This is a genomic window from Rhizobium tumorigenes (genome assembly GCF_003240565.2).
Lineage (GTDB): Bacteria > Pseudomonadota > Alphaproteobacteria > Rhizobiales > Rhizobiaceae > Rhizobium > Rhizobium tumorigenes.
The window spans coordinates 575,794-601,338 of sequence record NZ_CP117255.1; the positions used below are offsets into that span (position 1 = coordinate 575,794).

Sequence of the window (25,545 nt, forward strand, 5' to 3'; positions counted from 1 at the left end):
TACATAAACTGCCCGCGAAAGGACTCTTTCCGACAAAACCCCTGCCGCAATTCAGGGTCTTTATAGGGCAACTGAAACAGCTAGGGAGAGAATCATGACTTCGCAGCAGCAGACCTGGTACAGGGCCGGCAGCGACATCGTCGCGCGGGCAGGATTTTCGCTTGTCATGTGCGGCGCCCTGGCGGCCGTGATCTATGTGACGCACCGCAACGGCTCGGACGAACTGGCCGCCGCACCGATGAACAATGCGCCGCGGGTTGCGATGGTGCTTCCCGGCGTCGCGGCAAACCCCGGTGTCTCCGTGGCGCAGGCGGCGATCGATGCCAGTCCGGCAGCAGCGCCCGTGGTCGCCAATATCCCGATCCCCACCTGGCGCGTCGTAGCAGCGGCTGATCCGGCTCCCCGGCATGCGCCCGTGCCCACCAAGCGGGCAGTGAGGGAGACGGTCGTCGCTAGTGCCGATGCCCACAGCTTCGAGAGCTGCCTGCCAGGCTGCGAAACGAAGGATCCGCTGATCGTCGGCCACGCCGCTGCACCGAAGGTACCCGTCGCATTCCCGCAAGAGGGGGATACGCTGGTGGAAAAGGTCAGCTTGCAGGATAGGGAGCCGGGTCTCCTCGGCAGGGCGATGGATGCCCCGGGCCTCGTCTACCGCACCGGCCGCAAGGCTTTGACGAGCCTGGTCGCGGCAGCGCTTTAAGCCGAGACGCAAGGCAGTGCAAATCGCTGCACTGCCGCCCGGTCAGAGCACCGTCAGGCGAGCAGATCGCGGACCATCGGTGCAACCTTGGTCCCGTAGAGCTCGATGCAGTGCATCAGCTTTTCGTGGGGAAGCGGGCCTGCGCTGTATTTGAGGTCGAAGCGGCCGACATCGAGCGCCTTGATCGTTGCGGCGATCTTGCGCGCCACCGTCTCCGGCGAGCCGACATAGAGCGAGCCGTGGTCGATTTCCTGGCGAAACTCCGATGCCTCCATCGGCGGCCAGCCCCGTTCCGCGCCGATCTGGTCGCGCATGCGCTTGTAGTCCGGCCAGAATTCGGCCCGCGCCTGCTCGTCCGTGTCGGCGACATAGCCCGGCGAGTGCACGCCGATAGCCTGCATCGGCAGTTTCAGCTGGTCATAGGCCCGCTTCGACAGGTCGACATAAGGCACGAAACGTTTCGGATCGCCGCCGATGATCGCCAGCATCAGCGGAAGATTATGCCGCGCCGCGCGCACGACAGACTCAGGGCTTCCCCCGACACCGATCCACGTCCGCAGAGACCCCGTCTCGATCGGCGGAAAGACCTGCTGGTTGGTCAGCGGCGGGCGGATAGTACCCTTCCAGTTGACGGACTTCTGCGAGACCAGCGCTGCAAAAATCTCCAGCTTTTCCTCGAAAAGCGTTTCGTAGTCGCGCAGCGCAAATCCGAAGAGCGGAAACGACTCGGTAAATGAGCCACGCCCGAGGATGACCTCCGCACGCCCGTTCGAGAGTGCGTTGATAGACGAGAAGCGCTGGAAAACCCGGATCGGATCGTCGGAGGAAAGCACGGTCACAGCCGAGCCGAGCCGGATACGCGTCGTGCGCACGGCGGCAGCAGCGAGCAGGATTTCGGGAGCGGACACGGCAAAGTCGGCGCGGTGATGCTCGCCGATGCCGATGAAGTCGATGCCCAAGGTGTCGGCCAGCACGGCCTCCTCAACGACATTGCGCAAAACCTGCGCATGCGTCAGCGGCACGCCGTCAGCAGACGATGTGACATCGCCAAATGTATCAAGGCCAAGTTCGATCGATGTCATGGGCGTACTCTGCTGGTTCTTGGGCGGGACGGTGCACTGCCGGATGGCGTTCGATCACGAAGGTGGGCATCGCGCCAGGCTTGTTCAAGCGGGCACACTTGCTGCGCCCCGCGCAGGCCAAAATGCGAACAGGCGGCCGGGGGCCGCCTGCGCGATATCATCCGGTCGGCAGCGTCCTAGCTGGCGGCGGCAGGAGGTGTCGGGATGAGCAGTTCGGCGCAATAGGATGGGCCGTTCACGCCGGGCATGTCGCCAAGGATGCGGATCGAGCGGATAACGTAGTCCGACGAGGTGGTAATGTCTGCCTTGCAGCTGAGATTGACCGTGCGGGCTGGCTTGCCCGGCGTTCCATCGGCCGTCTTGGCCTCCACGCGGACCTTCTTGTAGCCGCCGCGCCAGTTGTAGACCCGGCCGCCGCCGTCGTCATGGTCGGAGATCGGTGGGCCATAGGCGGCAAAGAACTTGCCGGCAGACCTGCCAGACCAATAGTCCTGAACCGGATTGGCCTTCATCATAGGAATGGTGGCAACGTTCGAAACGGTCGTGCATCCGGCGAGGGCCATCATCAGCCCCGCCGCAGAAAACATGCGGATGTTCATCGTATCGTCCTTGAGCTCGTTCTCGCGCATTGACTGTCGGAAAAGCCGCTGTCCCGCGCCGTTCCCGTCTGTCCCACCCACGGCTTTACCGCCAAAGTCGATAAAAGCAAATTGTCATTAGCGGCCTTGTCGCGAATTTGATGGGAGTGTTGCGCCAGATGCACGTCTGGCCGCTCGCAACCGGCGTCCGCGCCGATTCGGGCGAGGGGTATCCCGGTCGCAAACCCCGAGGCAACGCCATTGCGCTGTCCCGGGGAGCAAGGTCTGTCGGCTTGGTGCTATTTGACGGCGACCAGCGACGAAAGGATCGATGTCAGTTCCTTGTCGTGCTTGCTGCCGGAATCCTTCGATCCCCAATAGGTCACGACAAGCAGCTTGCCGGGCACTGGCGAAAGGAAGGCGAGTTCCACATCGACGGCGCCGTCATTGTCGGTTCCCTGCCAACCAAGCGTCGACATCTTCATGCCGTTGATGGTGTTGTCGCCCTCGTCCTTCTGGGTAGCGGGATCGATCTTGACGCCGCTCTTCGTCAGGAAGTCGATCGCATCGCTGACGACCTTGTCGGAGGATTTCTCGTCGGCGACGTCAATCGAGAAATAGACCGCAGAATCGTCCGATGTCGCATCGATGCCGGTCTCGGTCTCTTTCGGGGCCCAGCTATGGGGAATGGTCACGGACGCAATCGGCGCGTCGCTCGGAAATTTCAGCGTTTCCGCCTGGGCAAGAAGCGGGAAAGCGAAAGCCATGGCGGAGGCGACGAGAAGCATTTTTTTCATGGGAAAATCCTTGGGGCGGGGTCGGCGGGTTATTATCGAGGCAAAGCTGCGACCATGGCTTTGCTCGCTACCAGCTTGGGGTAAATGCGGCAAAAAATCGACACAATGTTGATTGGCGGCAGCGACCAAATTTGGGTTGTTTTCCAAACCAGCAAGCTCAAGTGACCTGAAGCCAAGATAGCGGCGCGTAATCGCTGCTCATTGATGTGAATGAGGGAACGATAGGTGGCCGAGCCCGTTACGAGCCGAAAGCAATTCTCGGAGCACATCATGTCCAACGCCCACACTGAGACAGGCGCACCGCACAATTCTGACCGGAATTTCGTCTCCGGCAGGCAGTCCGCGCAGACTCAATACGCCGAAGGCGGAAACGCCAGCTACGGCTCCATCAGCCAGGAACAAGACGGCGACGCGCTGCACACCCACAGCAATGACACCCTCGTCATGCTGCAACTGGCTTCCTTCGAAGGTCGGGCTATGTGAGGGCGGCCAGATCGCATCTCCAACGAAGTGCGTTCCACGCCTGAATTCTCGAATGATGGCGAACTGATTCCAAGGTCTGACCCTACGCCAGACCTGGTCTTGCATTCCGATATATCGAGATCTATATCGGGAAAATGAAAAACAAATCTCACGACGACGGTCACGACCACGGGCACGATGGCAAGCATCATCGACATCACAGGGCAAGGGAGGGCAAACGTCCCTTCGATTACGGGGAACTGCGGCTTCTCCTCCTCACGATGATTGCCGGCAATCCGTCGCATGGCTATGACCTCATGAAAGCTATAGAGGAGCGTATGGGCGGCAGCTACTCGCCGAGCCCCGGCGTGATCTATCCGACCCTCGCATGGCTTGAGGACATGGGTTACGCCACCATCGACATCGACCAGCCTGGCCGGAAGCGATACCGCATAACGTCCGAGGGTGAGGCATTCCTCATCGCTAACAAAGCGTCGGCAGACGAGCTTGTCGCACGCGTCAGCACTGCGCGTGGCGACGGCGTTGCGCCTGTTCCTGCATCGATCATTCGAGCCATGGAAAACGTCAAGCTGGCCCTGCGACTTCGGCTTCGCGGTCCTTTGGAAGACCAGTCGGCTGAAACTATTGCCAGCGCGCTGGATGCTGCGGCAAAAACGATCGAACGCTCTTGAGGGCGCCTTCAAAGGTGACGTCTCGTCCTGGCGAAGCTGCCGGTTTGAAAGCGTCTGAACCCGCCGGCCCAGTCGACGGACCGCGATCATCCGGCAGCCGCCTCCGCGACAAGCTGGGCAATCTGCGGCTTCTTGCGCGACTTGTCGCCCAAATCTGGAGAACGAGCCGATGGCTGACGCTTGCCAGCATGTGCCTGAGGCTCGTGCGCGCCATTCAGCCGGTTCTGGCCCTCTATGTCGGCAAGCTCATCATTGACGAAGTGGTGCGCCTGGCCGCAACCCATTCCGCCTCATCAAGTCTCTCTGAGTGGTGGGCCAGCGGGCGACTGAACGTCATTCTTCCGTTGCTGGCGCTGGAATTCGCACTTGTGTTTGCTCTCGACCTGCTGACGCGGGCAACCACGCTCGTGGATTCAGTCCTCGGCGAGCTTCATTCCAATACGGTGAGCGTCGAGCTGATGCAGCACGCTGCAAAGCTGGACCTGCGTCACTTCGAAAGCCCGGAATATCAGGATAGGCTGGAGCGCGCGCGAAGGCAGGCGGCCGGTCGCAATGGGTTGTTGCCGCAGATGTTCGGGCAGGCCCAGGACATGATTACCGTCGCCACGCTGGCCGCCGGGCTGGTGGCTTATGCCCCGTGGCTCATTCTGCTGCTGGCGCTATCCTTCGTTCCGGCGGTCTGGGGCGAAGCGCGCTTCAACACCAGGTCTTACGACCTCACGCGCGGCCGGACACCGGAGCGTCGGCAGCTCGAATACATTCGTTTCATAGGTGCCAGTGCCGACACCGCGAAGGAGATGAAACTCTTTGGCCTCGGAAGGTATCTTGTCGACCGCTTTAAATCGCTTTCCGAGACGATATTCGCGGAAACGCGAAAGCTCTCTATTCACCGGGCGATCTGGGGATCGCTGCTCGCCGCTATCAGCACCCTGACCTACTACGGCGCCTACGCCTATATCGTCTGGCAGACCATCGTCGGTGTATTTTCCATCGGTGACCTCGCATTCCTTGCCGGAGCATTCCTGCGCCTCAACGGGCTCTTCCAGAAGATACTGCTCGGGTTCACGCAGATCGCCGGGCAGTCGCTGTATCTCGACGATCTCTTCTCGTTTTTCGAAATCAAGCCGACTATTGGCTCGCCCGTTGATCCAAAGCCATTTCCGCAGCCGATACGCGATGGCATCGTGTTCGAGGAGGTCGGGTTTCGATATCCGGATACCGACATATGGGCCGTCCGGGGCCTCAGCTTCACCTTACGTGCCGGCGAGACCCTCGCGCTGGTGGGCGAGAACGGAGCTGGCAAGACGACGATCGTCAAGCTTCTGACGCGCCTCTACGATCCCGACGAAGGTCGGATCACCGTCGATGGCATAGATCTCCGGGAAATGGACATTGCCGAAATTCATGCGCATGTCGGGGTCATCTTCCAGGATTTCACGCGCTACAGCTTCACTGCCGCAGACAACATCGGTGTCGGACGCATCGAGGAGCGGACCGACATGGCGAGGATCGAGGGCGCCGCCGAACGGAGCCTTGCCGACGCTGTCATTGGCAAGTTGCCGCTCAAATACGAACAGCCGCTCGGCCGTCTGTTCAACAAGGGGCGCGATCTCTCCGGCGGGGAATGGCAGAAGCTGGCTATCGCGCGGGCCTATATGCGGGATGCCGAACTGGTGATCCTCGATGAGCCGACAGCGGCTTTGGATGCCAAATCGGAGGCGGAGGTCTTTTCCCGGTTCAAGAGCCTGGCCGAAAATACGACGGCGGTCCTCATTTCGCATCGCTTCTCGACTGTCCGGATGGCGGATCGCATCCTCGTCCTCGAAAACGGCAGCATTCTGGAGAGCGGAACCCACACCGAACTACTTCAGCAAGGCGGCCGGTATGCGCAACTCTTCGAACTTCAGGCGGCTGGATACCGCTAAACCGGTGAGCGCAGGATTGCGCCGGTTTTGATCCAAGCCCTGCGTCCAGCTGGCTGTCGGCGCGATAACCGCCGCCCGGACTGTCTTTCGCATCGCCTTGCGCTATGTTGCCCTCTTGCGCATCGCGGGAGGAGCTACACCATGGAATACCGCCGTCTCGGAAAATCAGGGTTGAAGGTCAGCGAGTTCTCGTTTGGATCTTGGGTCACGTTCGGCAAGCAGGTCGATGGTAGCGATGCCGTTAGCCTGATGGCGCATGCCTACGACAATGGGGTCAATTTCTTCGACAATGCCGAAGGTTACGAGAGCGGAAAGTCCGAACTCGTCATGGGCGAGGCCCTGAAAACACTCGGCTGGAGCCGCGACAGCTTCATCGTTTCCAGCAAGGTGTTCTGGGGCGGCCAGAAGCCAACGCAGCGGGGTCTTTCGCGAAAGCATGTGACCGATGCTGCCCATGCCGCACTGAAGCGCCTGCAGGTGGAGTATCTCGATTTGTATTTCTGCCACCGCCCGGACATCGATACACCGATCGAGGAAACGGTTCGCGCCATGCACGATCTCGTCACCCAGGGGAAAATCCTGTATTGGGGGACATCCGAATGGTCGGCTCAACAGTTGACGGAAGCCTACGCTGTGGCCCGCGACTTGCGCATCACGCCGCCGACGATGGAGCAGCCGCAGTATAATCTGTTCGAACGTCAGAAGGTCGAAGCCGATTATCTGCCCCTCTACGATCTGATGGGCCTGGGTACGACGATCTGGTCGCCGCTGGCTTCGGGCGTTTTGACCGGGAAATACAACAAGGGCATTCCCAACGACGGGCGCATGAACCTGCCGGGCTATGAATGGCTGAAGGAAAAATGGTCGAGCGAAGCCGGTCGCGCCGAGCTCTCGAAAGTCTCCGAGTTGGCCGATCTTGCAGACGAAATCGGAATCTCCATCACCCATCTGTCGCTCTTGTGGTGCCTGTCGAACCGCAATGTTTCGACCGTGATCCTGGGCGCATCCCGCCTGAGCCAGCTCGAGGACAATCTTGCCGCGCTCAGCCATAAGGACAAGCTCACCACTGATGTCCTGGCGCGCATTGAGGCCATCTTCGAAAACAAACCTGCCGCTCCGCAGCGGTTCTGAGTGGAAGAAGCCGGACAGGCGCCCGTGGTGGGAAAATCAGCAATGATTTTATCGCCCGGGTGTCGGACGGTTCCCGAACCGCATTTAAAAATAGATTTCCATCGCTTGGTTGCTTAGTTAAAGGCGGCCTGCGGATCCCGATCTATTTCACTGGAAAACCTCTCATCCATGTTCAACATCATTCTCGGACTGCCATGGCTTCTGGTCGTGGTGCGCTTTATCGAACCGTTGCCCTGGCCTTGGTCGATAAAACTGCTTCTCGCCGCGGTCCTGCTGATTGCTTCGCAATTCCTCCTGTTCTGCCGCCTTTCGTCGGGATCGGTTTTCTCGCCGGAGTTTCCAAGGCCGATCATCATTGTCTTCAACGTGATCTTCGGTGCGACAGTCCTGCTGGCAGTATTCCAGATCGGCCTCGACCTCGTCTCGATTGTCCTCTGGCCGATAAAGGGTGCGTTTCCAGTCGTTCGCCCTGAGTTGCGGTACGGAATGGGGATTGTTGCGCTTTGCCTCGCTACGTTTGGCGTGAGCCAAGCCATCCGCGTTCCAGCGCTCAGGGATATCGAAATTCCCATATCCGGTCTTCCCGCCGCCTTTGATGGATATCGCCTCCTGCAGTTGACCGATCTGCATATCAGCAGGCTGTTTCCCGGGCGCTGGGCAGAAGCGGTGGTGTCGAAGGCGAACGCTCTCGATGTGGACGTGATCGTGATGACAGGTGACCTGATCGACGGCGATGTCCAGCACCGACGTCTCGATGTCCAGCCGATCGCGAAACTGCGAGCGCGGGACGGCGTCTGGGCCATTCCCGGCAACCACGAGTACTTCTTCGACTACAATGAATGGATGCGCGAATACCGGTTGCTGGGACTTCAGCCGCTTTTGAACCAGCATGTCGTTATCGAGCGTGACGGAGCGAAGATCGTCATCGCAGGCGTAACCGACCGCTCCGGCAAACACTCGGGCAATGCTGCGCCCGACCTGCTGGCGGCCATTCTTGGCGCACCCGAAGGGGCGCCGATTGTCCTGCTCGATCACCAGCCGATGGGAGCCGCAAGCGCCGCCAGGGCAGGGGTCTCGCTTCAGCTTTCCGGCCACACCCACGGAGGAATGGTCGTCGGGCTCTCCAGCCTCGTGGCGAGGGGCAATAACGGGTTTGTCTCGGGCCTTTACAAGGTCGAGGGCATGTATCTCTACGTGAACAACGGCACGGGGCTCTGGCCGGGTTTTGCCTTGCGTTTGGGAAAGCCAGCAGAACTCACCCGCCTGACTCTCCGGTCCGCGTAGAAAACCGGCAGTTCAGCACTACCAAGTCTGTTGTTGGCGATTACGCTGCTGCCGGCCGCAGTATCTGGTCGGTAGTCCTGGGGCCGGCCCGTTTCAATCGCCAGCGTCAAAGCATCGCCGGCTCATTGCGATTTGAGGATGCCTCAAGCTGCGAGGTCTTGATGGTCCTGCAGGCTGTCAGAATGCGAAGCCACGAGCTGGCGCGCGACAATATCGTGGTTGAGCCAGAGAACGGGGCCTGACGGCTGCGAGGTCTCTCCGAATATCAGTTTCCCTGTGGCTTCCACAACCAGACTGCTCAGGCGGTCGCTGATCAGCGCCTTCCCGTCGCGGTGCATCTGGGTGATTTCGCTCGACGCGCCGATGACAAGATCGGTCTGCTTCTGGCTGTTTGCCATGGGCCACGCCGAAAAGTCGTAGAAGGGGCGCATCACGTCGTTCGCCTGCATTTCGGCGATCTTGCGGAAGACATCTTCCATCGTAAACCCGTCCGCAAGAAGCTGCCCGCAGGCTTGCCACTGGTCGTCGACCCACTGACCGCCGCCCTCCTGCTTGAGCGCAAGCAGCAACGGAATAAGCGGCAGTTCGATGCCCGTGAAGACATCCGAAGAATTCGTGCGGATTTCGGGGCAGTTGTAGACTGTCGCCTTGATCCCGGCTTCCCACGCGCGCGTAGCGATGCCTTCAAGCCGCATCTTGGCGTAGCCCTGGGTGTAGTTGGTGTAGGTCTGCCAGCGATACGCGCCATCGATCAGCACTGCGGAGCCATGATAGCCGTAGGCGGTGTACCTGACCGTGCCGCCCGAGTTTTCGATTCTGTCGCGTATGGCAGAGCTGAACTCGATGAGATGTCCGAAAGTGTCTGCGGACACTTCGTCGAAATTCTGCAGGATGAGCTTGCCCATGTCGCTGTCGAGCAGGGTCTGCGACGACATGTGGCGCGCTCCGCGCCCTTTGTAGATGCGGTTGGCCAGCACGAGGAAGACCTTGGCCTTCGGAATGCCTCCGGCCATCGTATGGGCGAAAAACACGTTCTTTCCGTCGGCGATCATGCCATCCAGCACGTCCATCACCTGGGCAAGCGCATTGGTAAACCGCGCTGTCCCCGTCGCGCGACAGCGCGCCAGGTAGTCCCAGTCGAGTTTCTCGTCCTGCCAGTTCTCCAGCGTCATCTCGCCAAGCAGATCGGTTGGTGTCGGACCGCCCGCGGGAGCGTCCATATCGAAGCCTGCCATCAGCGGGATATTGATGATCCTGCCGCACAGTCGAGCTTCGGCAGCGGAGAGTTCTTCGGCATCGAGCGGGCGCAGGCTTCCGCTTTCATCGCGGCGTCCAACCGTGACGCCGACAATCTCCATTCCAGCAGCGCGTGCCTCGTCAAGCAGGCCAGTTGCATAGCCGCGACCGAACAATTCGCCGAAAAGCACGAAAACGTCGCCTTTGCCGAAGACCGTATTCTTGGCCATGCGACTGACAGCTATTGGCTTTTCCATGAATTTCACTCTTGATCATGCGTCATAGTGCGACGCGTCTCGATGACTTCACCCTCAGATGCCCTGATAAAGCGAAAAACAAAACTCATTTAAAGTGACCAAACATTTCACCGCGTGAACTGCCGGCCGAATTTGCGTGCGAAGGCAGGAGCTGAAATGTTGACCCAAGCTCGGATCGTCACCAGATACCGAGCTATCGGAGGCCTATTTGACCGATCGACAGCACGTTTGAAGGAATTCAAGATGAGCACGCCCGAAGCCGTCATCACCGCGATCGAAACCTTGAGCGTTCACGAGCGCGAGGATTTACTGGTCGGGCTGGCCATTGCCCTCGAGGGTGTTGCCAAAGAGGCACTGGTGGAAGGGAACAAGCACTTCGCTGCGGTGTCGCAGGGAATGGCCGATGCGATTCGCGTCAACGCCGATGACTGGGCCCGTGAAGACGTCGAGAATGCCGGCTTTGCAGCCCAACAGGCTTCGGAAATGCTGTCGAGGTTCCGCGTCGAGCATCCGCACCGCGTCGTGACCTACGCACTGAATTAGGCCGCCAGCGCTTTTCCGACATACCAGCAACGCAGACGGCAACCGGTGTTGACTTCGACTATGGCGACGCCCATTTCGTCGGGATGCCAAGGACCGAAAAGACCGATGCCCCGGAACTGCTCAAGGAGTGGGCGCTGTCGCCAGCAACGACACTCGGCTCATCCGTGCGCGCCAAGGGAATTCTTCTTGAAGTGAGGGCGCGGCTGCCGTTAGCGATCCGGAAATCTCTGGATATCGACGGCTCGACACTGAGACTGGTATTGCCGGAAACCTCGAAAACCATTTTTCGCTCAGTATCGGCTGTTGTCACCGAGGCGCTTGCAGATATCGAAAGCCTTCCGGTCATCCCGCGCGAGATCCAGGATATCCTGACGATCACGACGACGGAAAGGCACCGGTGGCTGAAGGACGGGCGACTGCAGAGTGCCGGAATTCGCACCGTCAGACTGCGCGGGCGGGCGAAACAGATCACGTTCCACGTCTTCGACCCAAGGTTTGTCGAGGATCTGCTCAACCGCAGCGTGGTGGACGAGTGGCGCGAAGACGATGTTATCGCTGCCGCCGAGAAAAGGCAGCAGGCTTCCTGGAAGAGAAAGCTCACCCGTTCGTTGAAGACTGGAAAAACGGCACCTGATCCTGCAAACGGCGGTGACGATGCCCGTTCGCCACTGAGCGGCTGGGAAGAGTTCGGGCGCGATGGCCTTCTGCGCTAGGTGGCTTCACTGAAATTTCGAGATTGCTCGAGACGCTTCTATCCGTCGGCGCTATCCTGCCGCTGCCGGCTGATCTGACGAAACCTGCCAGCGGCCAATTCAACCGACTTGCTATCGACTTGCAATGGCGGGCATCGGCGGCAATTCTAAACACGTCAAAAGGGGAGAGAGAAAGAATGGAACTGGGTCTCAAAGGGAAGAATGCCGTCATTACCGGAGGCAGTGTCGGAATTGGCCTGGCGATTGCGGAAGGACTTGCCGCGGAGGGCGCCAGCGTCATTCTGGCTGCAAGAGGAAAGGAAAGAGTTGAGGCAGAGGCCGCCCGTATCGCCTCGAAATACGGGGTGTCTGCGACAGGCATCGCCGCCGACGTTGCGACTGCCGATGGAACGAGCAGCGTTATCCGCGCTGCTGCTGAAGCCGGGGGAGCGGATATTCTCATCAACAATGCAGGCACCGGCTCGAACGAGACTGTCATGGAGGCCGATGACGAAAAGTGGCAATTCTACTTCGACCTGCATGTCATGGCTGCCGTTCGGCTTGCCAGAGGTCTTGCGCCTCAAATGCGGGAAAAGGGCGGCGGCGTGATCCTGCACAATGCGTCCATATGCGCCGTGCAGCCGCTTTGGTACGAGCCCATCTACAATGTCACCAAGGCGGCATTGATGATGTTTTCGAAGACACTTTCCACCGAATTGATCCCGCAGAACATCCGCGTGAACTGCGTTAATCCCGGCCTCGTCCTGACGCCGGATTGGATCAAGACCGCCAAGCAGCTCACTGCCGATAAGGGTGGCGACTGGCAGGCTTACCTCGACTCCGTGGCCAACGAACATGCTCCCATCAAAAGGTTCGCCACTCCACAGGAAGCCGCCGACTTTTTCGTTTTCCTGTGCTCGGAACGGGCGAGCTATTCGGTCGGCTCGACCTATTTCGTCGATGGCGGAATGCTGAAGTCTATGTGAGTTTCGGCCTATCTCGGCCGCACGATCAGCCTATGTGCGGCCGGGCATTGTCGGCGCTCGCGGAAGGTGGCGGGTGTGCAGAGCCCTCCGACTGTCATTGATCGCAGCGCAACTGCCCGAGGCAACGACAAGGGGTATCATGCGGATCGCCGAAGCTCCCCAACACACCGATCATCCAGCCGGCGCTTCCTCCTTCTCGGAATGGCGCTCGGAAAGAAAGTCGCCCAGCCCTTTCAGTCCATCGATGTGCTCGCAAAACGTATTCACCGCAACGAGCAACGGCACAGCGACAAGCATGCCCACGGCCGACCACAGCCACGCCCAAAAGGACACGGCAATGAAGACGACCACGGTGTTCAGGCGGAGGCTTCGTCCGATGAAATAGGGTGTGATCAACTGGCCCTCGATGCTCGTCAAGCCCAGATAGAGGACGCCGACAGCAAGCGCCCAGCCAGGCACGTCGAACGAAACCAGTGCGACGCTCATGGCGACAAGAATGCCCGCGAATGCACCGAGATAGGGAACGTAGTTGAGAAGGAACGCAAGCACCCCGAAAATGATGGGGCTGGGCATGCCGACAGCCCAAAGCAGCAGCGCAACGGCAACTCCAAGCCCGCCATTGATGATCGTGATCGTCAACAGATAGCGCGAGAGCTTGCGCTCGATATCGTGGGCGATGCGCATCGCCCGCTTCTTGTCCTTGAACGTCGGCATGACATGGACGAGCTTTTCATAGAACATGTCTCCTGACGCCAGAAGGAACAGGAGCAGGATCAGCGTGAAGATGAACTGTGCCATCGCTGCGGGAGCAAAGAGAGCAGCGTTTGCGATCATGCTGCTGTCGCGGACCTCGACCTGCTGAACGTCGGCCGAGTGGCTGCGGGTCAATTCCCCGAGGCGGGTCGCGGCATCCATGATCCCTGAAAAGGTGCTGGAAAGACCGCTGAGCTTGCTTTGCACATCCCTCTGGATCTGGGGCGCGCGCTCCATCCATCCGCTGACGGGAATGGCCAGAGCGCCTATGAGGGCGAGAAACCCGAAAAACAGAAAGGCGACGATCACAAGCGATGTCAGTGTCGAAGACACACCACGCCGGTCAAAGAATCTTCTGATCGGCCCGAAGACCATCGCGAGCAAAAATGCCAACACGATGGGCACCAGGAACTCTTTCGCGCTGCTCAACGTAAAGACTGAGCCGTACAGGAAGAGGCCAATGATTGCCCATCTCGGGGCGGCGCGAACGGCGGAGGCTTTCGAGCCATCTCCGCGGTCCTCTGGCAACATGTTCACGTCTGACAAATCATTCCCCCAATGCCGGTGGACTACAGCGTAGCCGACGAGGGTGAAGTGGCGCGGCTGTCACAAAAGGCAATCGAACCAGAAAGGCATTTGGGGCCAGTCGCGGCGAGAGCTTGCGAACGCCCGATACGGCAAAGGTCTTCCTCGGCTATCTCGGAAGGACGGGCACAACTGCAACGCGACCACGGACATCATGACCGCGTGCTGCTCGTATGGCCAATCGCCAGCCCCAAGCGTCCTGGTCGTTCCGTATCGGTCAGTTAGCCCCCAAATAGATTGTAACTTCTCTGCCCTCCATCCAATCGGGAACGCATAAGCCCGAGGGACGTTAGCAAGCGCAAATGGAGGACTACAAATGAACAAGATAATTCTGACAGCAGCACTTCTGATGGTTTCAACTTCGGCCTTTGCCCAGTCGGCCGCCGAAAGCACAGGCGTCAATTCGCTCATGGGCAACGCTCCGAAGACGGAAGACTTTGTCACCGAAGCGGCCACCAGTGATATGTTCGAGATCGCTTCGAGCAAATTGGCCGTTGAAAAGGCCGATCCCGCCACGAAGGCATTCGCCCAGCAGATGATTGCCGACCACACCAAGACCTCGGCCGAGATGAAGGCGATGGTCGATTCCGGCAAAGTGAAAGCCGCAATCCCGGCCGCGATGACGTCCTCGCAGCAAGGCATGCTGGACAAGCTCAACGGCCTGCAGGGTGACGAATTTACCAAGCAGTACCATTCCGACCAGGTCTCGGCCCACAAGGATGCAGTTGACCTGTTCAAGCGCTACGGCGACGGCGGCGACAATGCCGACCTGAAGACATGGGCGGCGACCACACGCCCTGCGTTGGAGCATCATCTCATGATGGCGCAGGACTTGAACAAGTAGTCACGGACTGGGCGGCGGACTTACCGTCGCCCGGCCACAATTCGGGCAAACCACAAAGAAAATGCCGCAAGTCATTATTGCGGCATTTTCGAATCCCTACAGTGCGCCGCCAGTGACCGGGTTCACGATCGGCCTCTCGCTTTCGTCTTTTGCCCCTGCAGGCTGAACCAAGGGCGGAGCCATCGATTCCTCGTCGCCGAACTTCTCGGAGTCCGCGATCGGCGAGACGTCTTTTGGACGTCTTTGTTCGGGAGTGGCGTTCTGGTCGTTGGTGGACATGGCGATCTCCTTTTCGAGATAAAGCTTTGCCGCCAACAAGGTTCCAGTGGCCGCCTATGGCGCAACCCTGCACCGCTGACCACACCACTCGGAAAAGCTTGCCGTCCTCCTCAGCGCGGAATGCAAGGCGAAGCGCGCAGCAAGTCGAGCGCTATCCTTCGTTGCAGACACCACCAAGCGTCGACGTTGTCGAAGCGTCTTCTCGATGTATCGACACTGTCGATTTCTGATAAAGGCTTTAAAGTTTCAGAATTTCGGGAATTTTTCAACGCTACAAACTGGTCGGAGTGGAGTGATTCGAACACTCGACCCCCACGTCCCGAACTTTGCTGACCTGTCCACATATGCGGGTAAAACCCCGCAGCTCTGGGCTTTTTGGTGCGGGTTAAGCCGCTTTGGTCTGGGTTGATCTTGCCTATTTCGGGCTGTTTCTCATGGTATCTCCGGGTGCGACTTTCTGGACGTCCTTCATGACATCCTCGACCTCGCCGACGTAGATCGGCTGGCCCCGGCCTTTCTGAAGGTCACTCCGCGTCGGTGCTTCATGTTCCCTTTTTGTTCTCATCGAATAGAAAAGTCAAGTCTGGCGCGCGCCCTCCCAACCTTCACGCAGCACTTTACTAGCGTCGTTCACTAAAGGTAGTAAAGTGCGTTAGTAAACTCGCGCGATTACGGACCCATGGAAAAGCTGCTCGGCAATGCCATCGACTCAATAGAAGTCGGGATGCAGGATTTCTGGAACGGCTCTGACCGCCGACTGGTGTCGGCCGTGCGGAATGTCTACGCGGGCCTATTGCTGCTTGCTAAGGCTGTTCTTTGGAATGAGTCGCCGGGCAATGACGGCTCGCTCGTGTTCATCACGAAAGTCAAAAAGGACGGCACTATCATCAGGACCGGAAAGACGGTCGATGTGAAGGGGATACAGGATCGCTTCGTCGAGATTGGCTTGTCGCCCGATTGGGGACCTCTCGATGCGTTGCAGAGCTACCGAAACGATATCGAACACCTGTTCTCGTCGGCCGACCCAAACGTCGTGAAGGAACAGCTCGGCAGGACACTGCCGTTGATACAGAAATTGATGGGCGAGTACCTGGGCATCGATCCCCGGCGCCAGTTCTCCGATGACTGCTGGCAAGCCCTTTTGGAAACCGAACACTTCTTCAACGAATTGCAAGCGGCCTGCGCCGCGACCTTCGACAACATCGACTGGGAGTCCACGGAAGTTCCGTTTCCGAAGACAGATATGAGCTGCCCCAACTGTGGATCGCACCTCATTTGGCAAGAGCACCCGGACCAGCGCAATGCACAGCACATGCATTTGATATGCAGGAACTGTGGCACGGAGCCGGACCTCGAAGACTGCATTGAGCAGGCGCTGGCAGATAGCACGGCCGCCGCGCGCTATCTCGTGATGACGGATGGCGACCGTGCTCCGATCGAGACTTGTCTTTCGTGCGGCCGTGAGGCGTTCATCGTGGATATCGGCAAGTGCATTCTTTGCGACTTCGAGATCGGTGGAGAGTGCGCCATCTGCGGCGAGCACCTCAGTGTCCAAGACTATAGTCCCGAGTATCCAGACTTCTGCGAGTACCACGCACACGTCATCTCAAAGGACGACTGACCGCTACTTGAACTGGTCGCCGAGGATGCCGATGCATTTCGAATAATTATCGAGCGCCGCGGTGCTGTGTGTTCGCTTTCCGGCGTCATCGGTGCTTGCTACTGTCAAATCTATCGGTAGCTGTATGTCCGTGTTCCCGCCGTTCTGGTTAAATCCAATTGTCAACGTCGTGGACGACATCGCCTCCACCAAGATCGTAAAAGACGGCTGGAAGTTGTAGATCGCGAACCACGCGCCCGGAGACGTCGAGGCCGCGTTCACGAGGCTTCCCAGGTTGTTCGTGTAGTTCTTGCCGATGAGATAAGCCCGTGAGGGTGCCGACGGGATAAGCTTGGCGTCGGTCGACGTCGGATCGAGGACCTCGGCGACGACCTTCACCGTCGCGCCCATTTTTCCGCCGGATGACATGATCGACGCCGACCCCGAGATTTTCAGGAACGCCCCGTCGTTGTAGGTGTAATCCTGCGCGATAGCATCGAAAACGAGTTGGCAGCCCTGGAGCTTGCCATTCGATATCGATGGCAAGCTCTGGACGTCCATGGTGCCCAAAAGAGGACCTAGCGTTTGAACCTGTTCCGGCAAAGGCCGCGCCCCCACGGACGACACCATCGTCAACGCGATCCCCACCGACGCCCACAAGCTCTTCATGATATTCCCACCGTTTGGTCGCTAGAGATCATGCCCGAGTTTTCGCGTCAAGCGAGTGATCTGATCGTCTTCGAAATCTGGGCTGACGATCAAGTTCCCGCAGTCCGCCCTCAGTTCTTCGAGGTTACAAGAGGCAAGCGCAACCAGTCAGGGTCACTCGTAACTTGGCTGTCCGAGTGCAAGCGTCGGCCTGACGGCACCTTGATCGCCCGCCGTGTCATCCTTGACCGCAAGCGATGGTGCGAACTACAAAGCGGGCAGTGGATACCGATAGAGGTCTAGCTCTCAGAAGCCCACGAACTTCGACGGCTCCCGCGCTTCGGCACCGGGAGGTCGTCTAAGTCAACCAAAGCAAGCACGATTATTGCTGTTTAGTATTTGCCTTCTTCGCAGCCTTCTCAAACCAGTCTGGAACTTCAAAGCTCCCGTCCCAGAAAATGTTTTCGGGAATCTCCTGCCAGAATTGCGTAAACGCTGCATGGAATTCTCCGAGCTGATCGGCCGTGACCGACAAGCTGGTATGATCCGCGTATTTAGACCAAATCTCGTCATCGTCCGATTCCCTCAGGTATTCCGGGAAGCCCGACTGGAGAGCATCGAGTGCTTTGCCCTTACCATGTTTGTAGACGTTGACCACCAGACGGCAAGCTTCGATCTTGTTATGCTGGGGAAGTGCCCGAGCGTCCCACCCCCAGTTGCCAAGTAGGTCGAGAATCTCGCTCATGAGAGCTGACCATATTTTTGGCTCCAGATACTCCATCTCAAAACTGCGCGCGAGTTCCCTCGACAGCCAGTCTCGCAACTCTTTTTCCCATTGATGATACAGTCCGGCGGCGACGGACAAATGGACATCTCTCCTCATGTCCGAAAGCATTTCGTACCGTTCTATGCTTTGGTCTTGTGCCATATCGGCAGCGTCGGCTTGATCGTAGTGTTCCGGGTCAAGGGTCGTCTCGAGCCGACGGTATGTTTCTTCACCGTGCGTTTCCGCTTCACCTTCGATATCGCCGAACTGCGCTATCAACCGTTCATTCGCCTGTTCGAAATAGAAATCGAGCTGGGAGATAAGTTGATTTCTCCAAGGGGTCCAGACCTGCAGTAAAGCTTTGGCCATTCCGTGAATCTCCCGCTGTCTAACGCGTGGTCTTTGATATGGCCCGACTCAAACCAGCCTCCGTTCTTGTAGGCGAGCACATGAGCCGCTGACATTCAGGGGTTGTCAACATTAAGAGACTAGCCGCCGCCGGCTATTTCGCCCGGCGTGGCCGAACGTTACCCTGAGCGCGTTTAGGGCGGCTCCAAGGCCGCCTGGCTTCATGCTTGGCCGTCTTTTTGTTGCATTTTACAGGCGTTTCTCATGGTGAAAACCATGGTGGGAATCTGAACGGCATATCAGGAGAAACGAAAAAACCCCGCCGTAGCGGGGGTTCTGACTGGTCGGAGTGGAGTGATTCGAACACTCGACCCCCACGTCCCGAACGTGGTGCGCTACCAGACTGCGCTACACTCCGTGACCAGTTGCGTGTATTTAAACCAGCCGTTTTGGTTAGACAAGGCCGAATCTGCGGGGTGCTGTTTTTTGGATCGTGAGGCCGATTTGGCGGTTGGCAACACGCACGACATCGCTTGGTCCGAGGAGCGGGGTGAGCGCGATACCGGCTCACCCCGGCAAGTGGCTACTTCTTTGCGAGGCCTGGAATGGTGACCTGGAAGACCTGGAACATGGTATCGACGTCAGCGCCGCCTTCTCCCTTGTAGGCGGCGCCGACCTGGTAGCCGTCCTGGGTCAGGAAGTCGTTGTCGTTGGCGACAAGCAGGAAGTAATCGTCGGGGAGTTTCGGGTCGAGGACGCTTACGAGCGACATGGCTTCCCATTTTTCGGACAAGTTGTTGCGGTCGTTCGGCGCGCCGTTGTGGAGGCCGAAGCGGGCAAGCTGCGCATCGTCGTTGAGGTCGATAAACGGCGTGCGCTTGGCGGGCGTAACGGAGGGGTCGAGCACGCCTTTCGGTGCCACCGGCTTGTCGGCGTCGAAGGCGGTGCCGGCGATATCGGTGGCGGCGGAGACATCCACGAGATCGATAGCGCGGTGCAGCGACTTGTCGCCCTTGACGCCATAGCCGTTGTTGCTGTCGCGGGCGAGCATCAGGAATGTCGTCGGCGAGAGCGCGACGATCTCGCTCTGGGCGGCCACTACCGTCTTGCCCTTGGCATCGGTGAAGACGGGCAGCGGCACGACATATTCGTGCACCAGCTTCAGATGATCGACATCGCTGGCGTCATAGACGAGGGCGCGCGTGTTCTGGCGCGTGGTGCCGCTGTCGCCGCCATCCTGTCGCGTGGCGGATTGCAGCACAGCGATGACGGTCTTGCCATCCGGCGCCATAGCCATGCCTTCGAGGCCCTGGTTGTTCTGCCGTCCGGTCTGCGGATCCTTGGGCTCGGGCGCCTTCTCGCCCGGGCCGGGATTGTTGGAGGCGAAATTCGGCTTGCCGTCGCGCATCGGGATCAGCGCTGCCGGCGGCTGCGTTGCCGAGACGAGCCGGCCGTCTGCCGAGAAATGATAGATGTTCGGGCCGTATTCGTCGCTGATCAGCATCGAGCCGTCGGCAAGGCGGGCGATCGCCTCATTGTCGAGGGAGATCTTGCCATTGGACGCCTGCGGCAGCATCGGCAGCGTCGCGCTCGCCGGCCGCACACCGGCTGACGGATCGAGGCCGGTCATGTCGGCACCCTTGTCGTCCTTCAGAAGCATGGTGCTGGCGAGTGTGGCGGTGACGCCGGATTGCTCCTTGCCCGAGGGAGGTGCGGTACCCGGCGCGGTCGGCGTCATCTGGATGTCGATGGTATTGAGACGGGGACGGTAATCCGTCGTGCCGCTGACATTGTATCCCCGGTCCGGCAGCAGCCAGAGCTTGCCCTTGTACCCCTCGGCGGTGCGCGTCCAGGTGCGGGGATCTATCGCCATGCCCGAGCCGGAGCCGAATGTCTCGCCGAACGAATCCCGCTGGCTGGCCGGGATGCGGCCGATGCCGACGAGACCCTTGTTGACGAGTGTCTGGCCAGCGGCCGGAGCGGTATCGTCGGCACGGCCCGGAGCCACCGCAAAAGCCGTCAGGAGGACTGTCGAAAGCAGGATCGTCTTCAATACCGGGGTCTTCATCGCAATATCCTCCATCAATGATCGGCACCGCATCGGCTGCGGCTTCGGAGATGGAGCTGTCTTTTTCAAGAGATCGACAAAGCCCCGCCACCGTTCAGCACGGTTTATGGCGGCAACATGATAGCTGGATGACAGGTTTTGAAATGTTGATACCACAACCCTGGCGGATCACACTGCAAGCAGGATGGCACAGTCGCGGATAGCGGTATCTCAGTCGGTGGCGCCGCGGCGGAAGGCCGAGGGGAGGCGCGTCCTGTCGATAACAGCGCCGAGGGCGACGCCCCACATGCCGCTCGCCATATTGACGATGATATCGAACGGGCGACCGTCATTGCCGATGGTTAGCACATGGGCCAGCCCCAGAGCGCTGACGGTGGCAATCATCATCAGGAAGGCGAAAGACGGTGAGTCAGGGTAGGCCAGTCGGGCCAGGCAGCCTGCGATGCAAAGTGCGACGATATGGTAGATGTTGAACGGATTGCCAATCTCGGCCTGCCAATTCACATGCGCAAGCGTCAGCACGACGAGGGCTGCGATATAAATCCAGACGCTGAATTTCAAAACGCGATTGGTGTCCATAGGATGAGGATATATCAGCGACTAAAGGCAAGACTAGCGTCTGCACCGCTATATCAGCACTTTCGGGGCACACAAATTGTGTACGGTCGATATAAATGTCGAAACAAATAGAGGATGTTGAGCCATTCTGCGGGCGGAATTCCGCCATGTTTCGCATCTTCCCCGCCTGGCGGTGATCCAGCCGTATCCGGCTTCGTAAAGAAACACGCGAGACGGATGTGAGTGCCAGGCCTGGCCGCACCGTCGGGCTTCACAAGGACAGGAGCTTAGTTGCAGGACAGCGTTGGAACGGAGCCAGGCACCAGGCGGAACAAACGGACCCGGGTCAGGCTCAGGGACGTGGCGCAGAAGGTGGGCGTGAGCGCCATCACAGTGTCCCGTGTCCTGCGCGCACCCGACAAGGTTTCCGCGCAATTGCGCGAAAACATCCTGCGTGCAATCGAGGACATGGGCTATGTGCCCGATCTGGCCGCGCGGGCTCTGGCTGGTCGTCATAGCGGTATCATCGCGGTTCTTGCCCCGGCGCTCAACAGCCAGATACTTTCAGATGTCATGGGCGGTATCGAGGCCCGCATGCGCAACACCGGTCTGCACACGCAATATGCCTGTACGATGTACAGCGGCGGCGAGGAGACGGGTCAGATCCGCAACCTGCTGGCGCAGAACCCGGCAGGCATCCTTCTCGTCGGCACCGAATGCTGCGAGCGGATTGCCCCGACCGTTATTTCGGCGACCTGCCCCGTGTCCTACATCCTCGATCATAGCCAGAAGCCCGAAGAGCCCATGGCTGCGGCCATCGACCACGAGGCTGTCGGCGAGGCGGCCACACGTCATCTTGTATCCGGCGGATATCGCCGCATCGGCCTGCTCGGCGGCTACCTCGATGTCCGGTCAAGCCGGCGCCGCCAGGGTTACGAAAACGTGTTGCAGGCTGCAGGCATGCACGATCCGCGCCTGACGGTCATGGAGGATGAGCCGACCAGTGTGGCACTCGGTTGCCGGTTGTTCTCCGATCTTCTGGCGCGGGCGCCCGATGTCGATGCGGTACTCTGCCAGAACGACGATCTGGCGCTCGGCGTGCTGTTCGAATGCCAGCGTCGCGGCATCGGCGTGCCCGGCGATCTCGGCATCTGCGGCATCAACAATCTCGAATTCGCAGCCTCCGCCCATCCGGCCATCACGACCGTCGATATCCCGCGCTTCGAACTCGGTTTCGAGGCTGCCGATATGCTGATCCAAGCGATCGGCGGAAGGGAAATCGCCGGCCGGCGCAAGCTTGGCTTCAAGCTGATCGTGCGTGGAACGACGCTTTAAGGGTTAGGTCAGGGGGATGTGGCCCCCTGACTGATCGGTTCGCTCAGATGTCGCTTGCCGCGTCCGACCAGAGATCGGCTGCTTCTGCGGAGGTCATCCGTCGGACTTTTGCCTCGTCCCGACGGCTGGCGAAGAGGTCGCTTGCCATGATCTGTTCGGCAAGGTCTGCCGGCAGGGAGAGTAGCACGCGCGTCTGGTCAGGATCGTACGCGCCTAAGTCGGCACGCTTTCCCGAGATCATGCCGCCGGCTACCGTGTTGTTGGTGTCTGCATCGATCAGGATGAAAGCCCCCGTCGAGCGGCTCTGCTCGTAGGGGTCGAAAATCGCCAGCTGGTCGAAGATCAGTTGCACCTTCCCGATGGAGTTCATCGGCAGGGCCTTGGCAGGGTTCCATGCGCCGCTGATCAATTCCAGCTGGCTGATCGGAAGCACCTGCACCCGCTGGCGGCGGCTGCCGCTCTTCAGCCAGTAGCGCTTGCCAGAGTGGACCCCTTCCGGCTGCAGCGCGACGATCTGCGCATCGAAGGAAAGGCCGACCTGCGGCTGGTGGTCGATGGCAACGATCATGTCTCCGCGCGACACGTCCACCTGCCGGTCGAGAACGAGCGTGATCGCATCTCCCGCTACCGCTGCGTTGCGCACCAGGTCGAAGGTGACGATCTTGGCGACGTTTGCGACCATGCCCGATGGCAGGATCAACACGCTGTCGCCAGGCTTCACCGAGCCGCCGGCCACGGTGCCCTGATAGCCGCGAAAGCTTTCGCCGGGCCGCGACACGCGCTGGACGGACATCCGGAAACCGACAGCCTGCGACGAACGAACAGTTGCCAGTTCCAGCGCCTCGACCAGCGTCGGGCCGGTGTACCACGGCATGGATGCAGCGCCGGAATAGACGACGTTTTCGCCCTTCAGCGCCGACATCGGGATCGTGGTAATCTGCCTGACGCCGAGCGTCGCGGCAAATTCCTTGAAATCATGGGCGATCTTGTCGAAGCCGGCGCGATCGTAGTTGGTAAGATCGATCTTGTTGATCGCCAGCACGAACTGCTTGATGCCGAGCAGCGACGCGATCGTCGCATGACGGCGCGTCTGCTCGAGAATGCCGACGCGGGCATCGATCAGCAGGATGGCAAGATCCGCCGTCGAGGCCCCCGTCGCCATGTTGCGGGTATACTGTTCATGGCCGGGCGTGTCGGCAACGATAAAGGAGCGGTTGTCGGTGGCAAAGTAGCGATAGGCGACATCGATGGTGATACCCTGTTCGCGCTCGGCCTGCAATCCGTCCAGCAAGAGCGCAAAATCGGGCAGCCCGAGGTCGTTCTGCTTGCCGGTGGAGTCCCGGCGCAACGTTGCGGCCTGGTCTTCCTTGATGGCCTTGGTGTCCCAGAGCAGGCGGCCGATCAGCGTGGACTTGCCGTCATCGACGCTGCCGCAGGTGATGAGGCGCAGCGGGCGGGTATCGCGCACGGCTTTCAAAGGCTCGGCCGGGGCGAGATGGACGACGTTTGCGGCACTGGCGACAGTCATCTCAGAAATATCCTTCACGCTTCTTCTTTTCCATGGAGCCGGACTGGTCGCGATCGATCGCGCGTCCCTGCCGTTCGGAAACCGTTGCAATTTCGAGTTCGCCGATCACCTCGTCAAGAGTGGTGGCCTCCGACCGGATGGCGCCGGTGAGCGGGAAATCGCCAAGCGTGCGGAAGCGGATCATGCCTTCCTGGCGGACTTCGCCGGGCAGAAGCTCCAGCCGCGGATCTTCTGCGAGGATCATCATCCCGTCGCGCTCCACGTAAGACCGCTTCTTGGCGTAATAAAGCGGTACCAGCGGAATGTCCTCGGCCTGGATATACCGCCAGATGTCGACCTCGGTCCAGTTCGACAGCGGAAAGGCGCGCACGCTCTCACCCTGTCGGATCATGCCGTTGTAGATATTCCAGAGCTCGGGCCGCTGGTTGCGCGGGTCCCAGCGATGTTCGGGAGTGCGGAAGGAATAGATACGCTCCTTGGCGCGGCTTGCCTCCTCGTCGCGGCGCGCACCGCCAAAGGCCGCATCGAACTTGCCGGCGTCGAGCGCCTGGCGCAGCCCTTGCGTCTTCATGATGTCGGTAAAGTCGGACGAGCCATGGGTAAAGGGGGTAATGCCCTCGGCAGCACCGCGCGGATTGATATGCTCGATGAGGTCGAGATCGTAGGTCTTCGCGATATTGTCGCGAAAGGCGATCATCTCGGAAAACTTCCAGCCGGTGTTGACGTGCAGCAGCGGGAAGGGGACGCGGCCGGGATAGAAGGCCTTTCGCGCCAGATGCAGAAGCACCGACGAATCCTTGCCGACCGAATAGAGCATGACCGGCCGTTCGAATTCAGCCGCCACTTCCCGGAAAATATGAATGGATTCGTTTTCCAGCGCTTTCAGGTGCGGATCGAGCGGCGGCTTTACGCTCTGCGGATTGTGCAGTTCCGTATCCGGACGGCTGTCGGCCATTGTCTACTCCAACTCTGTCGTCTCCGGCCGCAGGTAGGGCCGGTATAAAGGGAATTGCGTCTCGCAAGTCGAGATTGGAATTTGCAGAGACGCGGGGGAAGGTTCAAGCGGTAACGACAGGATCCTCGGCAACATGCAGGCCGCATTCGCGCGTTTCGTCGTTTTCCCACCACCAGCGGCCGGCGCGCTCCGGCTCGCCGGGCTTGATGGCGCGGGTACAGGGCTCGCAACCGATCGAAGGATAACCGCGCGCATGCAGCGGATTGATCGGCACGGCATTGTCGGAGACATAGGCGCGGATGCGATCAATATCCCAGTCGGCCAGCGGATTGATTTTCAACAGGTGCCGCTCCGCATCGTATTCGGCAAAAGGCGTATCCGAGCGGTTGGCCGATTGGCCGCGTCGAAGGCCCGTAACCCAGATCGTCGCGCCGGCAAGTGCGCGGGCAAGCGGCAACACCTTGCGTACGCCGCAGCAGGCATGCCTTGCCTCAACGCTCTCATAGAAGCCGTTGATCCCGTAGCGCGCCGCAAAGGCGTCGATGTCGGCCTGTTCTGGCTCGAAGCGGTGGATCGAAATGTCGTAGCGGTTTTCCGTCTCGTCGATCAGCGCCAGCGTTTCGGCAAACAGCCGGCCCGTCTGCAACGTCGAGACGTCGATTGGAAACCGGTGCGTGCCGATCTCGGCAGTGATCACCTGATCCTCGATGCCGAGACTGGTGGTGAACACCGCGCGACCGAGGCTGGCCGCCAGCGACAATCGGCCGGCGAGGTCGAGGCCTGCCAGCGCTGCGTTCAATGTTTGCGTATCTTCGATGGAGTTGATGGCAGTCATCGGAAAACCTTGTCTGAAAGTGCGAACAGCATCGCAGAAGGTCGCCGAAAAAGACAGGAATGGGATTTCTTAAACGCC

The 25,545-nt window shown here is 59.6% G+C and carries 25 protein-coding genes and 1 tRNA gene; 12 read left to right on the plus strand and 14 right to left on the minus strand.

All coding sequences use genetic code 11. The features are described from left to right. Positions 1–94 precede the first annotated feature (94 nt). Positions 95–700 (plus strand): hypothetical protein, encoded by a 606-nt coding sequence (locus PR017_RS02805; RefSeq protein WP_111220121.1) that lies wholly within the window; start codon positions 95–97, stop codon positions 698–700. 53 nt (positions 701–753) lie between these two features. Here PR017_RS02805 and PR017_RS02810 read toward each other — a convergent pair whose 3' ends face one another. The 3 genes from PR017_RS02810 to PR017_RS02820 all read right to left on the minus strand — a co-directional run bounded on the left by PR017_RS02810 (position 754) and on the right by PR017_RS02820 (position 3,157). Further along, complete coding sequence (locus tag PR017_RS02810; protein ID WP_111220123.1) at positions 754–1,782, minus strand: LLM class flavin-dependent oxidoreductase; 1,029 nt, start codon at positions 1,780–1,782, stop codon at positions 754–756. Between the two features lie 176 nt (positions 1,783–1,958). Continuing rightward, positions 1,959–2,411 (minus strand): hypothetical protein, encoded by a 453-nt coding sequence (locus PR017_RS02815; RefSeq protein ID WP_240538984.1) that lies wholly within the window; start codon positions 2,409–2,411, stop codon positions 1,959–1,961. Positions 2,412–2,659: 248 nt separating this feature from the next. Beyond that, positions 2,660–3,157: a histidine kinase gene (locus tag PR017_RS02820; RefSeq protein WP_111220125.1), complete on the minus strand. Its 498-nt coding sequence runs from the start codon at positions 3,155–3,157 to the stop codon at positions 2,660–2,662. 270 nt (positions 3,158–3,427) lie between these two features. Between PR017_RS02820 and PR017_RS02825 the strand changes: the two genes are divergently transcribed. The 5 genes from PR017_RS02825 (at position 3,428) to PR017_RS02845 (ending at position 8,651) form a co-directional block, all read left to right on the plus strand. Next, on the plus strand, positions 3,428–3,640 hold the full coding sequence (locus tag PR017_RS02825; protein WP_111220127.1) for a hypothetical protein: 213 nt from the start codon (positions 3,428–3,430) through the stop codon (positions 3,638–3,640). A 134-nt stretch (positions 3,641–3,774) separates the two neighbouring features. Then, a complete protein-coding gene (locus PR017_RS02830) occupies positions 3,775–4,311 on the plus strand; it encodes a PadR family transcriptional regulator (RefSeq protein ID WP_111220129.1) in 537 nt (178 codons plus the stop codon). Positions 4,312–4,325: 14 nt separating this feature from the next. Then, positions 4,326–6,236, plus strand: coding sequence for an ABC transporter ATP-binding protein (locus PR017_RS02835; RefSeq protein ID WP_341798036.1), 1,911 nt, complete (start codon positions 4,326–4,328; stop codon positions 6,234–6,236). Positions 6,237–6,377: 141 nt separating this feature from the next. Beyond that, on the plus strand, positions 6,378–7,367 hold the full coding sequence (locus PR017_RS02840; RefSeq protein ID WP_111220133.1) for a potassium channel beta subunit family protein: 990 nt from the start codon (positions 6,378–6,380) through the stop codon (positions 7,365–7,367). Between the two features lie 168 nt (positions 7,368–7,535). Further along, a complete protein-coding gene (locus PR017_RS02845) occupies positions 7,536–8,651 on the plus strand; it encodes a metallophosphoesterase (protein ID WP_111220135.1) in 1,116 nt (371 codons plus the stop codon). 143 nt (positions 8,652–8,794) lie between these two features. Here PR017_RS02845 and PR017_RS02850 read toward each other — a convergent pair whose 3' ends face one another. After that, positions 8,795–10,144: an enoyl ACP reductase FabMG family protein gene (locus PR017_RS02850; RefSeq protein ID WP_111220137.1), complete on the minus strand. Its 1,350-nt coding sequence runs from the start codon at positions 10,142–10,144 to the stop codon at positions 8,795–8,797. 243 nt (positions 10,145–10,387) lie between these two features. Between PR017_RS02850 and PR017_RS02855 the strand changes: the two genes are divergently transcribed. From PR017_RS02855 to PR017_RS02865, 3 genes are all read left to right on the plus strand, one after another. Continuing rightward, the gene (locus PR017_RS02855; RefSeq protein WP_111220746.1) at positions 10,388–10,687 is read left to right on the plus strand and encodes a hypothetical protein; all 300 of its coding nucleotides are present in this window, start codon (positions 10,388–10,390) and stop codon (positions 10,685–10,687) included. Between the two features lie 83 nt (positions 10,688–10,770). After that, a complete protein-coding gene (locus PR017_RS02860) occupies positions 10,771–11,400 on the plus strand; it encodes a hypothetical protein (protein WP_111220139.1) in 630 nt (209 codons plus the stop codon). A 176-nt stretch (positions 11,401–11,576) separates the two neighbouring features. Further along, entirely contained in the window at positions 11,577–12,365 is a 789-nt protein-coding gene (locus PR017_RS02865) for an SDR family NAD(P)-dependent oxidoreductase (RefSeq protein WP_111220747.1), read from the plus strand. 171 nt (positions 12,366–12,536) lie between these two features. Here the strand turns inward: PR017_RS02865 and PR017_RS02870 are convergent, their stop codons facing one another. Beyond that, complete coding sequence (locus tag PR017_RS02870) at positions 12,537–13,649, minus strand: AI-2E family transporter (protein ID WP_111220141.1); 1,113 nt, start codon at positions 13,647–13,649, stop codon at positions 12,537–12,539. A gap of 370 nt (positions 13,650–14,019) precedes the next feature. Between PR017_RS02870 and PR017_RS02875 the strand changes: the two genes are divergently transcribed. After that, entirely contained in the window at positions 14,020–14,547 is a 528-nt protein-coding gene (locus PR017_RS02875) for a DUF4142 domain-containing protein (protein WP_111220143.1), read from the plus strand. A gap of 96 nt (positions 14,548–14,643) precedes the next feature. Here the strand turns inward: PR017_RS02875 and PR017_RS02880 are convergent, their stop codons facing one another. Then, the gene (locus PR017_RS02880) at positions 14,644–14,826 is read right to left on the minus strand and encodes a hypothetical protein (RefSeq protein WP_111220748.1); all 183 of its coding nucleotides are present in this window, start codon (positions 14,824–14,826) and stop codon (positions 14,644–14,646) included. 679 nt (positions 14,827–15,505) lie between these two features. Between PR017_RS02880 and PR017_RS02885 the strand changes: the two genes are divergently transcribed. Continuing rightward, entirely contained in the window at positions 15,506–16,447 is a 942-nt protein-coding gene (locus PR017_RS02885) for a hypothetical protein (protein ID WP_111220145.1), read from the plus strand. 3 nt (positions 16,448–16,450) lie between these two features. On the opposite strand, the gene PR017_RS02890 is transcribed toward PR017_RS02885, so the two are convergent. The 5 genes from PR017_RS02890 to PR017_RS02910 all read right to left on the minus strand — a co-directional run bounded on the left by PR017_RS02890 (position 16,451) and on the right by PR017_RS02910 (position 20,835). Next, a complete protein-coding gene (locus PR017_RS02890) occupies positions 16,451–17,095 on the minus strand; it encodes a hypothetical protein (protein ID WP_111220147.1) in 645 nt (214 codons plus the stop codon). Between the two features lie 361 nt (positions 17,096–17,456). After that, positions 17,457–18,209 carry a hypothetical protein gene (locus tag PR017_RS02895; protein ID WP_111220151.1) on the minus strand — a complete coding sequence of 251 codons (753 nt, stop codon included), beginning with the start codon at positions 18,207–18,209 and terminating at the stop codon, positions 17,457–17,459. A 320-nt stretch (positions 18,210–18,529) separates the two neighbouring features. Then, a tRNA-Pro gene (locus PR017_RS02900) sits at positions 18,530–18,606 on the minus strand. A gap of 165 nt (positions 18,607–18,771) precedes the next feature. Continuing rightward, entirely contained in the window at positions 18,772–20,256 is a 1,485-nt protein-coding gene (locus tag PR017_RS02905; protein WP_206423169.1) for an esterase-like activity of phytase family protein, read from the minus strand. Positions 20,257–20,466: 210 nt separating this feature from the next. Continuing rightward, on the minus strand, positions 20,467–20,835 hold the full coding sequence (locus tag PR017_RS02910; protein ID WP_240538986.1) for a hypothetical protein: 369 nt from the start codon (positions 20,833–20,835) through the stop codon (positions 20,467–20,469). A 339-nt stretch (positions 20,836–21,174) separates the two neighbouring features. Between PR017_RS02910 and PR017_RS02915 the strand changes: the two genes are divergently transcribed. Then, positions 21,175–22,149 carry a LacI family DNA-binding transcriptional regulator gene (locus PR017_RS02915; protein ID WP_275113023.1) on the plus strand — a complete coding sequence of 325 codons (975 nt, stop codon included), beginning with the start codon at positions 21,175–21,177 and terminating at the stop codon, positions 22,147–22,149. A gap of 43 nt (positions 22,150–22,192) precedes the next feature. Here PR017_RS02915 and cysN read toward each other — a convergent pair whose 3' ends face one another. The 3 genes from cysN to PR017_RS02930 all read right to left on the minus strand — a co-directional run bounded on the left by cysN (position 22,193) and on the right by PR017_RS02930 (position 25,467). Further along, on the minus strand, positions 22,193–23,677 hold the full coding sequence (gene cysN / locus PR017_RS02920; RefSeq protein ID WP_111220156.1) for a sulfate adenylyltransferase subunit CysN: 1,485 nt from the start codon (positions 23,675–23,677) through the stop codon (positions 22,193–22,195). 1 nt (position 23,678) lies between these two features. After that, positions 23,679–24,632, minus strand: coding sequence for a sulfate adenylyltransferase subunit CysD (gene cysD / locus PR017_RS02925; protein ID WP_111220158.1), 954 nt, complete (start codon positions 24,630–24,632; stop codon positions 23,679–23,681). A gap of 103 nt (positions 24,633–24,735) precedes the next feature. Then, a complete protein-coding gene (locus PR017_RS02930) occupies positions 24,736–25,467 on the minus strand; it encodes a phosphoadenylyl-sulfate reductase (RefSeq protein ID WP_111220160.1) in 732 nt (243 codons plus the stop codon). Positions 25,468–25,545: the final 78 nt, after the last annotated feature.